Source organism: Hymenobacter mucosus (genome assembly GCF_900188255.1).
In the GTDB taxonomy this organism is placed as follows: Bacteria; Bacteroidota; Bacteroidia; order Cytophagales; family Hymenobacteraceae; genus Hymenobacter; species Hymenobacter mucosus.
This window is the reverse complement of the sequence record NZ_FZNS01000009.1, coordinates 1-13,191: the sequence shown is the minus strand read 5'-3', so window position 1 is coordinate 13,191 and position 13,191 is coordinate 1. Positions and strand designations below refer to the sequence as shown.

The following is a 13,191-nucleotide window of genomic DNA, read 5'->3' as shown; positions in this document are numbered from 1 at the left end:
AACACGGCTGGTAAAAGGACCGCAAAGATACAACCCAACTCCCGGATTAGCCTCTATTAGGTCCGGAATCCATCTGAATCTGCTACCTATTTACTGGTGCAGTTCGTAGTGGGCCGCACACTGAGGGGATGCAGCGGTGCTTGCAACCGCGTGGGTACAAAAACGAAAGCCGCCGAAATTTCTTTCGACGGCTTTCCGCAAGTGGGTAGTAGCTACCCTAGAAATCGTACCCTAGCGTCACGTATACTTTCGGGCCTTTTTCCGTGTAGTTCTCCCGGCCCCATGCAAGGTCGCCTTTCACGTAGAAGCCCAGTACAGTGCTGCGCATGCCAAAGCCGTAGCCGTACAGCATAGGATTGCTGAAGTTGATGACGGTGGCCGTAAAGGGGTTTTGTCCTTGCTCTTCGATCTGCGTGTTGTTCGAGTTGTTTACGCTGAACGGGTTAGCACCAGAATAGGTAGTACCTACATCACCGAAAGCCGTGAGCTGCAGGTTCCGAAGGAAACCGGAGTCGATTGGCTTACGAGACAGGTACTGAATAATAGGAAGCCGGAGTTCAGAGTTGAGCAGCACATACTTCGGGCCCGTGCGCTTGCTGTAGTTGAAGCCGCGCATATTGGTCACAAACTGCTGATACATTAACTCCGTGGGGTCCGGCAACGGGTCTTGGCTGCGCGTGGCTAGTTGCGGACCATCGTAGTCGTTGTTCAACCAGTTGTCCATACCGCCTAGGCGGAAGAAGGGAGGCAAGCTGCCGCCGCCTAAGAACTGCCCAAAGCTGGCCCGGTTAGCCCAAATCAGCTGCCGGTGAATTTTCTGGTAGTGCCGCAGGTCAACGTAAATCTTACCAAAGGTGGGCACTCCATTATCAAGACCATACAGCCGCTGGTAACCCACTTTCATGCGGGTACCTTCTAGCATATTTACGCCCGTAGCAACGGAGTTATCGAATACCAATTCGCCGGAGCCGCCTAGGTAGCTGCGGTTTACATCGGTGGTACCGCTGAGGTCAGAAAATACCTGCCGGCTTACGTTTACAAAGCGCGGCCCCAGACGGACGCTCAAGTTGTGCGTGAGAGGATACGCTATGGTAGGCGCTACCTCGTGACGGCCATAGCGCAAGCGGCTCTGGTATGTTTCAGAGTCAAAGAAGTAGGCTTGCTTGGTATAAGCAATAGTCCAGTCGTAGCGATGTTTGAGGTTGGTATACTCAGCAAAAATATTGCTGGTGCGCAAATCCGTCAGGGCAAAAATTCCTGCCCGAATCCGGTGGTCCTCAAACAGGTCAGCCATGTTAGCCTGGGCAATGATGCCAAGGCCCAACAGTGGATCAGCGTACAACGACGATACCACATTGTCAACGCTGAAGCGGTTATCGTAGCGGTACGGTCCCGTTACGCCACTCGTTTCGGAGGGGGCGGCCTGGGGCAGTGCTACAATGGTAGGCGCCTGTTGGCGGGCGATACGGCGCGGCGTGGGGTTGGCCCGGGAGGTTGGAATATCCTCGTCGAACTCGTAGTCAGTGGTATTGACGCGCCCATCGGTACGACGTGGCTGCTCTCCGTTGCTCTGATTTTGCTGCTCTTGTGCGTTGGCGATAGTAGGCGCCGTAGGACTAGGTGCCGGAGTAGCTGCTTTGGTGGGAACTGGCGCTTTCGAGCGGTCTTCCAGTATTTCTTGGCGGGCCGTTTTGGAAAGCGTTAGGTTTTCGGGCAACGCGTAGTTGGGATACAAATACACGAAGTCGCGGGCCTGCTCAGCAGCCACAAAGCCCAGAGTGCCAGAGGTAGCGTTGTAGTCGTAGTCCTTGATGTTGGGCAGGAAGCTTGTTACGGGCTGGTACTTCTTGGTAGCCAACGACAGGCGGTATAGGCTGCGCACGCCACTTTCCTCGCCCACGAACAGCACCTCAGAGTCGGACAAGGCCCGTGGCCGCCCCTCATTAGAAATGGTGTTCACCAACGATTCTACGGGCTGGGCCCGGCCATCGAGGTGATACAGAAACAGGTCGTAGTTATTCACTACTGCCCCAAAGCTGCCTTTTGCTGTGCCAGCCGAGTCGAGCCACCGATTCGAGCTGAAAACTATTCCGCCCCCACCAGGCAGGAAGGCTGGCTCTACGTCGTCGAAAACATCACTAGTGAGCTTTTCCGGCGTCCGGGTGCCAGCACGAAGGAGGTACAAGTCGGTTTGACCATTGCGCACGCCACTAAACACCAAGGACTTGCCATCGGGCGAGTAGCTCATGCTGTTGACCTGCGAGTACACCGAGAATATGGAAGCACTTTTGCCGAAAGTAGGCAGTAGGGCTTTCAGGCGGTCTAGCATGCTTCCAAAGCCGCCTTGGGCATCACGCAACTGCAAGGTCATATCGCCCTTGTACATCTCCGCCACGGCCACTTGCCCATTGCCCCGCCAAGCCAGCACCGGCAAACGGGTTTCAATTTCCTGGTCAGGCGTTTTGTAGCCCCCGCGGTGAATAATGTCGCGGCCCTTGCCGTCTTTACCAACGACCAAAACGCGGTAGCGGCCCCGGTCATTCTGCACGTAGGCCAAGCGCTGCCCATTGGGGCTCATCACTGGCTGCGAGTAGAGCACGCCTTTGCGGTTGTTGCGCACTACGCGCCGCGCCTCGTCGGTATTTTGAAACGGCGTCTGGGGTTGAGCATTCAGCTGACGGTAGTATCCCAGCCAATCTTTCAAGAACACCTTATAGGGCACGTTGAGCGACGAACTAATGCCCACCTCAACGTCGCGGGTAATACGAGTGAGGTTGAGGATGTTTTGAATGCTAGTATAGCCGTAGCGTTCTGCTATGTAGTTCCAGATGCTCTGGCCCGCCAACTCAGGGTTGCGAAGAAAGAACGGCGCCGTCTTCGTACCCTCGTACTCGCTGGTCATGGTACGCATGTAGTCGTCCATTTCCACGCTCCACCCCTGGGCGGCGTACGCCGATGCGCCACTAATAAACCAGTTGGGCAACTGCAACAGGTAGCTGCTCTGGATGACTTCCTTGAGGGAGCCCCCATACATCATATCGTTGAGCAGCACCTGGGTTATGTGGGTGCTTAAGTCCTGCTTGAACCGCGTCTGCTGCCCTTCAAACGCAATCTGAACTTTTGTGAGGCGGGTTAGTGAGGTCTCGCCGCCGGTTTGGTACTTATCCGCATCCAAACCAATGTTGCTCTGCCGTAGGTCGCCCACGGAGTTGTACAACATAATCGTCGTCTTTGAATAGGGGTAGTACCCAATAAGCCCCGTGATGCGCTGCAACTCTTTCTCGGCATATTCCGCCGCGTGCCGGGCGTTGGTTTCGCCGCCCGCATAGAAGTAGATGTTGAAGTTCTGGGTGCTGAGCTGCTGCCAGTTGAAATCCTTGTACTGGATACGCACACGCCCGAACGGCTCCTGGGCCGTTTGGGCCAGGGCGGCCCCACCCGGCAGAAAGGCACCCAACAGCAACGCAGCCAGGCCAGCCGGACGGCCCCAACCGCGCCGGGAAAGAAAGAAGATGTGCTTCATAGAAGAAGGCTGAAATACTAGGAGCGAGAACCAGAAGAAGATGCTACCCCAGCCGAAGACAAGGCGGCAATGTATAACGCAGAATACCGCTGAATATTGACCTCGGACCACAACTCCTGGCCAGTTTCCAGCCAATCAGCCATCAGGGTAGCCAGCCGGGGGGCCAGCATCACACCTTTCGAGCCGAAGCCATTGAAAATGTGTACGGAAGCTTGCGCCGGGTGGGTGCCCAGCAATGGCTTCCGGTCGCGGACCGCCGGCCGAACCCCGGCCCGCTGGCCTGTCACCCGGAATGGTTCGGTGGTCATAGCATCCAGGCGCTGGCTAAGCTCTTGGCGAGCTTCCGGAGTGGTGCCCGCCGCAAAGGGCGGCCAACGGTACGTTGCGCCCACCCGAAACTGCCCGTTGCCGAGCGGTACCACGTAGGCGCCTTTATTTAATACTTGCTGATCAGAAAGACCGGCGCATTCCACGTCCAGCACTTCTCCTTGGTTAGGAGTAAGCGGCAGCCAATGAAAATAGGGATTATGCCGGGCATTAGCACCTTCGCAGCACACTACATGCTGCGCCCGTACCCGACCTGCATAAAGCAGACCTCCCCCGGCCTCTTCCGCAGCCGGAACAAGCTGCTCCCAAACAAAAGTTTCGTGCCATAACCAACCTTCCTGAATTCCTTCGGCGGCCAAGGCAGCCAGCACGTTGCTTACTAGTACGTGGCCTCCGCCTCGGATGCGTAGGCCCCCATAGTCTGCTCGCATGCCAGGCACCACTGGCAGCGGCTCGCCTGGGTTTTCCACGAAGTGTCGCCACGGTTGGTCCGCACTGCGGGCTATTACTGTGTTCTGTTCTGCTACGGAGGAAAACAGCTTCAAGATGGGAGCTTCCACGAAAAATGGCTGGCCAAAACGGGCTTCCAACTGGCGGTAGAATGCGCTAGCGGCGGGTAGCAATTCTTCTACGCGCCAGGCCAAGGCAAAGCGCTTGCCCGCCACAGGGTTCATCAGCCCCGCAGCTACGTTCGAGGCCGAATCAGGCTGGGGCGTGTCTATCACAAGCACACTACGGCCACGCCTACGTAGCTCGTGCGCCAGGGTAGCCCCGGCAATGCCGTGGCCTATTATCAGGTACTCTACTTGTGTCATGGCTGGCAAGGTACGGGGGTAGGATGAAACGCGGGTAGCGTGGGCATCATTCGCAGTAAGACTCGTAACTTACCCTCGCAATTTTATTCGGCTGGCACTGGCCTCATTCCTTCATTGCATGACTGTCTCTGGATTTACCTTCAATGCTTTTTCTGAAAACACCTATTTGCTGCATGATGCCTCTGGGCAATGCGTAGTGGTAGACCCCGGCTGCTACGAGCGGGCCGAGCAGGAGGCACTACAAGCATTTGTTACTGCGCAAGGGCTGCAGGTGGTACTACTGCTGAACACGCATTGCCATATTGACCATGTGCTAGGCAATAAGTTTATCCTCGACACCTATCAAGTCCCGTTTCTTATTCACGAAGCTGACTTAAGCGTGCTACGGGCCGTCCCTACGTATGCCTCTAACTATGGATTTCCACACTACACGCCCGCCGAGCCTACCGGTTTTCTAACGCCGGAGAAGCCGGTGCGCTTTGGTGAAACCGAACTGGAAGTGCGCTTTGCGCCGGGCCACGCGCCGGGCCATGTAGTATTCTACCATGCACCTACGCGTACCGTCATTGGCGGCGACGTGCTATTCCGAAGCAGCATTGGGCGCACCGACCTACCTGGCGGCGACTACGATACTCTCATTGAAAGCATCAAAAGCCAGTTGCTTACCCTCCCCGATGATGTAACGGTATATCCGGGCCACGGCCCTGCTACCACCATTGGCGCCGAGCGGAAAAGCAACCCATTCTTGCGCTAGCGTATTTTACCCCGCGCGGCTTGCTGTCCTAGCTGCTATTCAACTTACTTCCTATTCTGAAAATCTCCTTGGGGCGCAGTGCCCTGCTCTACTAGCTCCTGATTACCTCCAAACCTTGAAAAAGCACCTCCCAAACGCGCTTACCTGCTTAAATCTACTGTGCGGCTGCCTAGCTCTTACCCTTATCCTCGGCCCTGGCGTCTCCCAGGCTGACGCTACTTCGCTTTCCTGGCAGATGCCACTAGTAACGGCAGCTTACCTCATTGGCATAGCTGCCGTGGCCGACTTTTTTGATGGATTGGTGGCGCGTGCCCTGCACGTTTCTTCTCCCATTGGGAAGGACCTGGACTCCCTGGCCGACATGGTGTCATTTGGGGTAGTGCCGGGTGCTATTTTATTTCAGTTGCTGCGGCATGCCCTCCCCGCTACTGGTCTCCCTGAATGGTTGGCATACGTCGCCTTCGTGGTTAGTATTTTTTCGGCGCTGCGGCTGGCCAAGTTCAACAACGATACCCGGCAGTCTGACTCGTTTATTGGCCTGCCTACGCCTGCTTGCACCTTGGTGGTAGCCTCATTACCACTCATTCTAGTCCACGACACATTTTCCCTGCAGGATATTATTCTGAACCCGTGGGTACTGCTGCTCCTGGCGCTGACTTTGGCGGGGCTACTGGTAGCGGAGCTTCCCCTTTTTGCTTTAAAATTCAAAAACCTACGGTGGCATGATAATTCTCTGCAGTTCATTTTCCTACTGCTGAGCTTGGGCCTGCTAGTAGTATTGCAAGCGGCGGCCATCCCGTTGGTTATTTTACTGTATGTGCTGCTCTCAGTGGTAAAGACTGCGCGCGCCTGATATTTCTATTGGCAGGCCACAATATTTACCTGGTCCGATAGTTAAGTAGCCGGCGTTTGCTGAACTGTGCCTACCTACTACCTGTTGCGAACTGTATTAACCACTCCTCGTTCACCAGACTATTGAGCATTTTTTATGCGCCACTTTACTAGTTGGGTTCTGGCCGCAGTGGCCGCGTTGGGCTTTGTGGCATCTGCTGCAGCTCAGTCGGCCGAGCAGGTGGTACAGGGAAAAGTAGAATGGCTGGGAACCGTACCCGCAATAGTAGGCAACCAATTGCGCCGCGTGCCCAGTTTCCGGGGTGCTACATTCCGCATGAATGAGCAGGTAGGTACGTATCAGCTACGCTTGACGGGCAACGTGACGGATGGGCAGCTGCGCGAAGCAGTATACGAGGCCGCCACGCCCCTAGAAACGCGCCAGCTTAGCCTTGCTACGCTTCCCGCTAGCCCAACAGTATGGCTTACCCATACCACCGAGCAACGTCAACCAGTCACGCTACTGGCGGTGCAGCCCCTACGCCGTAACCCCCAAACCGGACAAGCCGAAAAACTCACGTCGTTCACCTACGCCTACACGCGTAGCTCCGACTCCCGCCGCGACGGACAAAGCACCCGCGTGTACGCCCGTACCTCCGTTCTGAACCAGGGCGAGTGGTTTAAGATTGGGGTACCCTCCAACGGCATCTACAAGCTCAGCAAAGCCACCTTACAGAGCTTTGGACTCACTGTGCAGGGCATTGACCCTAGCCGCCTGCGTTTATATGGCAATGCAATGGGTACGCTTCCTCAAGCCAATGCAGCCTATCGGCCCGATGATTTGGTGGAAAATGCTATCCAATTTGTTGGCGATGCCAATGCTACCTTCGACGACAACGAGTACTTTCTATTTTATGCCCGCGGCCCACATACCTGGGTGCGCGATGGTTTTGCCACTCGTTTTCGCCATCAAACCAATATTTATACCGATACCGCCTACTATTTCCTGACGGTAGGCACCACTGCCGGCCGGCGCGTGGCAACAGCTCCAGCCGTTACGGGCACGCCTACGGCCCGCATTACTGCCTTTACAGAGCGGCAGTACTATGAGCGCGACCTTCTCAACCTTCTGAAGTCGGGCCGCACCTGGCTGGGAGAGGAATTCTCGACCACTAACCAGAAAACCTTTAGTTTTCCGGTGGCCGATTTGGTCCCGGGTACCACCGCTAGCATCACGTCATCGGTGGTGTCTACGGGGGCTAGCTCGTCTATATTTCAGGTAGGCATCAATGGCCAAACCAGTACGCAGGTAGTAAGCGGCAGAACACCAACTCCCTATCCGGAAATAGCCAACACTAGTGTATCTACCTTCGCTTATGTGGTTCCTGCCACGGCTCCGGCGGAGCTACGGGTAGATATTACCTACAATGGCGGCTCAGACCTCTCAGCCAAGGGGTACTTAGACTATCTAGAACTTAATGCCCAGCGTCAGTTACGCTTAAATGGGAGCAGCTTGGAGTTCCGTTCTCTCGAAAACATTGGGCCGGCAGCCATTAGCCAGTTTGATGTCGGCAACGCCGCCGGTGCTACCGTATGGGACGTCACCAACCCGCGCCGGCCAGCAGCTGTTAGCTTTAACAACGGCGCCTTCGTGGCACGCACCGATACGCTACGCGAGTTCGTGGCATTTACGCCGGGCAGCTCCTTTCCCGCGCCATTAGGCTTTGGCAAGGTTGCCAACCAAAACCTGCACACCCTGAATCTGGACGGGGAAATAGACCTGGTCATTGTCACGCACCCTGCGTTTTTAGCGCAGGCCCAGCGGTTGGCCGACCACCGTGCTAGTCACGATGGCTTGGTGGCAAGCGTAGTAACGACCACGCAGATATATAACGAATTTGGTTCGGGAGGGCAGGATGTCACGGCCATCCGCGACCTGATGAAGATGATCTACGACCGGTCACCATCTGGCAAGCAGTTGTACCTCCTCCTCTTCGGCGACGCTTCTTACGACTACAAGTCGGACCCAACAAACAACAAAGCCCAACAGCCCAGCTGGTGGGCAAACCGTTTACCAGCCGACGCCGACCGTATTGCCCAGAACTACGTTCCCGTTTACGAATCAGTAGAAAGCTTTGACCCCGTGCAAGGCTTCCGCCCCAACAACCAAGGCATTAGCTATTCCTCTGATGATTACTACGGCATCCTCGACGACGACGAGGGTGCGTGGTTACCAGGCTCCAATGAGTTAATGGACGTGCGGGTTGGCCGCCTCCCAGTGCGCTCGGCAGTAGGCCAATATGGCAATGCTGATATGGCAAAGGCGGTAGTCGATAAGCTTATCCGCTACGACAGCCCGACTAGCTATGGCAAGTGGCGCAACCGCCTCACGTTCGTCACGGATGACGGCGACGCAAACCTATTTACAAGAGCAGGTGCCGAGCCACTAGCAAACCCGCTGGCTACTACGCAGCCCAACTACAACGTGCGCAAGGTGTATCTTGACATGTACCGGCAAAACCCTGTAGCCGCGGGTCAGCGCTCCCCCGAGTGCGAACAGGCAATTGATGAGTCGTTTGAGCAGGGTTCCTTACTTGTGAGCTATATCGGGCATGGTGGCCCCACTGCCTGGGCCGACGAGCAAATTTTGACCAGTGCTTCTGTTCTTCGCCTGCAAAATACCCGCCGCTTGGCGTTCATGTTCACCGGTACGTGCGACTTTAGTACTTACGACAACCCTGAACTCACTTCCGCCGGCGAATTATCCCTGACCGACATTGCAGGGGGCGCTATTGGCTTGTTTACCACTACGCGGGTAGTGTACGCCAGCAACAACCAAGGCCTAGCGGTTGAGTTCTTTAACGACGTGCTACAACGGCGCTCCGACGGGACCATGCCCCGCATTGGGGACGTCATCACCACGGCCAAAAACATAGCCGCCTTTGGCGATGCCAACCGTAACTACGCCTTGCTAGGCGACCCTTCCATGCGCCTAGCCTACCCCGACCAACAGACCGTTGTGACGGAACTCAACGGCCGCCCTGTAGGAGCTACCCAGCAAGACACCTTAAAGGCCCTAAGCCGAGTAGTGCTCAAAGGAGAAGTACAGCAAAGCGGTCAGCGTAATTCTACCTTTACCGGCACGGCTCAGGTAACGGTCTTTGAAAAGCAGTCCATCGTTAAAACGTTGCGCAATGAATCCTCTGACTCGGTAATTTCCGTAGTTGTTCGCGAGAACGTGGTGTATGATGGGCAGGCCAGCGTAACCAACGGTCGGTTCACTGTCAACTTTGTGGTGCCGAAGGATATCAACTACAGCTTTGGGCTAGGCAAAATTAGTTTGTATGCCGCCGACTCCATTCGTAAGCAAGACGCCCACGGTGCCCGCTTGGTGCCAGTTGGTGGTGCTTCCGATTTGGCTTCGTTAGATACCATCCCGCCTCGCATTCGGCTTTTCATGAACAATGATGAGTCATTCGTGTTTGGCGGTCTGACTCCTACTACCTCTACCCTGCTGGGTAAGCTACGGGATGAAAGTGGTATCAATACGGCTGGCTCCGGTATCGGCCACGACATTACGGCTAGTCTTGATAATGACCCTAACAAAGTCATTATCCTGAATGAGTTTTACACCGCTAAGGTGGATAGCTTTCAGGCGGGCCAAGTGCAGTATGTGTTCAAAGAACTTACTCCGGGGCCACACCTGCTTAAGGTGAAGGCTTGGGATACGTATAACAACTCCAGTGAGCGTAGTCTAGAATTCATTGCCGCCTCCACCGACAAGCTGGCTCTGCAACACGTCTTGAACTATCCTAATCCCTTTGCTGGTAACACGACCTTCCACTTCGATCATAACCGGAGTGGGGAAGAGTTAGACATTCAAGTGCAGATCTTCACGGTAGCGGGTCGCTTGGTTCGCACGCTACAAGGTTCGGCGCTGGCTGCTGGCTCGCACGTGTCGTCCATCACCTGGGATGGGCGCGATGAGTACCACGATCAGCTCGCGCGTGGGGTATACGTGTACCGGGTGAGTGTTCGCACAAGCGACGGCTCTACTGCTTCCAAATACGAAAAATTAGTTCTTCTCAACTAAAACCTTGGCTTTTCGCCTACCTTCCGCTCCTACTTTTTCCGTTGTTATGCGTTCGACAAAACTGTCCTTGCGTTTTGCCCTTGTTCCTAGTCTTTTGAGCCTCGCAGTTGCTGCTCAGGCCCAGACCCAGTCAAACGCTATTACCACTGCTGTACCCATCCTTACAATCAGTCCTGATTCGCGCTCAGCAGCCCTCGGCGAGGCAGGGGTGGCCATTAGCCCAGACGCCAACAGCGGATACTACAATCCTGGTAAGCTAGGATTCGTTAGGTACAAGTACAGCGTTTCTCCCTCGTATACGCCTTGGTTAGCTAGCGTAGCTAATGATATGGGCCTTGCCTACCTCTCCGGTACCGCCAAGATTGGCCAACGCGCTGGCTTATCTGCCAATCTGATGTACTTTGACTTGGGTGAGATTCAGTACCGTAATGCCCAGGGCCAAGCCGGTCCAACGTTCAACCCCAAAGAGTACGCCTTAACCATAGGGTATGGTCAGCAGCTCAGCGAGAACTTTGGCGTTGGCTTAAATGCCCGCTTCCTGCGCTCTAACCTCACTGGTGGCGCTGCCGATACGAAGCCTGCTAATGCCGTAGCCGTTGACCTGGGAGCCTATTACACCAACGACCTCACAATTGGAGCGGGCGAGTACAACTTGTCGTTAGGTGGTACTATTTCTAACATTGGCAATAAGATATCTTATACCAATGTCGCTCAGCCAGATTTTCTACCTATGAATCTTAAGCTGGGTACGGCCATTACAAAAGAGCTGGACCCCTATAACAAGCTTACCCTAGCTTTCGACGTGAACAAGCTTCTGGTTCCAACGCCTTTCTACGACGTTGATGATCCGACGAATACTACCAAGCAATCCGTGGTAGACGAGAACAGAAAGCGTGCTGAGCAAGGTATTGTTGCAGCTGTCTTCAACTCGTTTAGTGATGCCCCAGGCGGCTTCAAAGAGGAATTACGCGAAATTAACCTATCAACTGGCCTTGAGTATACGTACAACGATCTGTTGATGGCACGCGTTGGCTACTTCTACGAGAATCCCAGAAAAGGTGACCGGCAATACCTCAGCTTTGGAGCGGGCTTGCGCTACAACGTACTAGGGGTTGATGCAGCTTACTTGGTACCAAACTCGCGCAACAATCCGCTCTCGCAAACAATCCGCATCTCTCTGCACTTTAACGTCAATGACCTCTCGGATGCCTTCGGTGAATCTGAGCCGTCTCCGACCAACTAACTCCCTACTGAATGCTCGACCGCACAGTCGCTCCTCCCGTTCAGCCGCTGGCCAGCGTAACGCTGCCCGCGGCTGACGTGTTTTCGCTCCCTAATGGAGCCCGCCTCCACGTTCTTTGTAACGCAGCCCAGCCAGTAATTCGCCTCCAGGCGGTATTCAAAGCCGGAAAGTGGTACGATACTGCTTCCGGCGTTTCGCTACTCACCGCTCGTATGCTACTGGAAGGTACGCGTACCCGCACGGCCCGGCAGATTGCTGATGAAGTAGCTTTCTACGGCGCTTCACTGGAATGCGAACAAGGGTTTGACCGGGCAACGCTTACGCTGTACTGCTTAGCTCGCCATTTGGAAAAGCTTCTTCCCTTGTTCCTAGATGTTTTAACTGAAGCTACATTCCCCGAAAACGAGTTCAACCAACTCAAGACCCGTACTATCCAAAACGTCCAGGTAGAGCGCCAAAAAACTAGCTATCTAGCAGCTGAACGGTTCTCTAGGAACCTATATGGAGCTACCTATCCGTACGGAGTGGTCTTTAACGAAAAGCAATTCGAGCAAACAACTTCTGAGGAGGTTAAAGCTTTCTACCATGCTACCTACCAGCTCTCACACGCTGAGCTGTTCTTATGCGGTGATGTCAGTACGTACCATGAGCAGTTGGTGCGCCAAACGCTAGGAGAAGGCATTGTAACTGAAAAGCCACTCGAAAAGCTTGTATCTGTTGCTCCTGCTAGCGGACCTGCACTCGATTATGTTACAGTACCTAGCAGCATTCAAGCTTCTCTACGCATTGGTCGTTTATGGCCGGCACTTGACCACCCCCAGACGCACCAGCTCCAAGTACTAGTCAAAGTTCTCGGCGGTTATTTCGGTTCGCGCCTGATGAAGAACATACGCGAAGACAAAGGCCTGACCTACGGTATTTACGCTAGCACTGGCCCACGCGAACATGCAACTAGCTTCGCAATTGGTTCAGATGTAAACGCCAAGAATGCAGACGTGGCCATTAAGGAAGTTCAGCATGAGCTACGCTTGTTGCAAGAAGACTTAATTCCAGCAGACGAGTTGCGAACAGTGAAAAACTACATGGCTGGTAAGTTTGCTAACGAACTAAGCACTGTATTTGAACAATGTGACAAGTATAAGAGCATTATCTTCTACGACCTACCAAGTACATTTTACTCTGACTTCTTGAAGGAGGTTGATCAAGTTGAGGCAAGCACTCTGCGAGAGCTAGCTCAGGAATACCTCTCACCAAGTAGTATGATTGAGGTAATAGCTGGCCCAACACGATAAGCAGATAAAAACGTAGCGCCCCACCGCTCCGCCTAAGCAAAGACGGGGCGGTGGGGCGCTGCGTACAGTGAAAGCTAGCTCCTAAGCCCCCGGCTGGTAATGTTAACGCTAGATAGGCTTGTTGAGCAAAATAGATAAAAGAGCCTCCCGGCTGGGAAGGCCCTAAACGGGACGAGCCCCCGGCGCATCCCCCTCCTCCCCCTACGGGGAGACTGGGTGACGCAGCCGGGGGCTCGTCCGCAAAAACAGTAAGGTTGGCGGCGACCTACTCTCCCGCCGGTGAAGGCAGTACCATGGGCGCTCCGGGGCTTAA

Annotated in this window: 7 protein-coding genes; 5 read left to right on the top strand and 2 right to left on the bottom strand. The window is 54.6% G+C overall.

What is annotated here, in order from left to right; all coding sequences use genetic code 11:
• Nucleotides 1–217 precede the first annotated feature (217 nt).
• Together CHB83_RS17810 and CHB83_RS17805 are read right to left on the bottom strand one after the other, a co-directional pair.
• A complete protein-coding gene (locus CHB83_RS17810; RefSeq protein ID WP_089333601.1) occupies nt 218–3,523 on the bottom strand; it encodes a TolB-like translocation protein in 3,306 nt (1,101 codons plus the stop codon).
• A 17-nt stretch (nt 3,524–3,540) separates the two neighbouring features.
• Nucleotides 3,541–4,665 (bottom strand): NAD(P)/FAD-dependent oxidoreductase, encoded by a 1,125-nt coding sequence (locus tag CHB83_RS17805; protein WP_089333600.1) that lies wholly within the window; start codon nt 4,663–4,665, stop codon nt 3,541–3,543.
• Between the two features lie 118 nt (nt 4,666–4,783).
• Between CHB83_RS17805 and CHB83_RS17800 the strand changes: the two genes are divergently transcribed.
• The 5 genes from CHB83_RS17800 (at nt 4,784) to CHB83_RS17780 (ending at nt 12,878) form a co-directional block, all read left to right on the top strand.
• Entirely contained in the window at nt 4,784–5,419 is a 636-nt protein-coding gene (locus CHB83_RS17800) for an MBL fold metallo-hydrolase (RefSeq protein ID WP_089333599.1), read from the top strand.
• 115 nt (nt 5,420–5,534) lie between these two features.
• Entirely contained in the window at nt 5,535–6,272 is a 738-nt protein-coding gene (locus CHB83_RS17795; protein WP_089333598.1) for a CDP-alcohol phosphatidyltransferase family protein, read from the top strand.
• A gap of 135 nt (nt 6,273–6,407) precedes the next feature.
• Nucleotides 6,408–10,343: a type IX secretion system sortase PorU gene (porU, locus tag CHB83_RS17790; protein ID WP_089333597.1), complete on the top strand. Its 3,936-nt coding sequence runs from the start codon at nt 6,408–6,410 to the stop codon at nt 10,341–10,343.
• A 46-nt stretch (nt 10,344–10,389) separates the two neighbouring features.
• Nucleotides 10,390–11,586: a type IX secretion system outer membrane channel protein PorV gene (gene porV, locus CHB83_RS17785; protein WP_045689266.1), complete on the top strand. Its 1,197-nt coding sequence runs from the start codon at nt 10,390–10,392 to the stop codon at nt 11,584–11,586.
• Nucleotides 11,587–11,597: 11 nt separating this feature from the next.
• The gene (locus tag CHB83_RS17780) at nt 11,598–12,878 is read left to right on the top strand and encodes a M16 family metallopeptidase (protein WP_089333596.1); all 1,281 of its coding nucleotides are present in this window, start codon (nt 11,598–11,600) and stop codon (nt 12,876–12,878) included.
• The last annotated feature ends 313 nt before the right edge of the window (nt 12,879–13,191 follow it).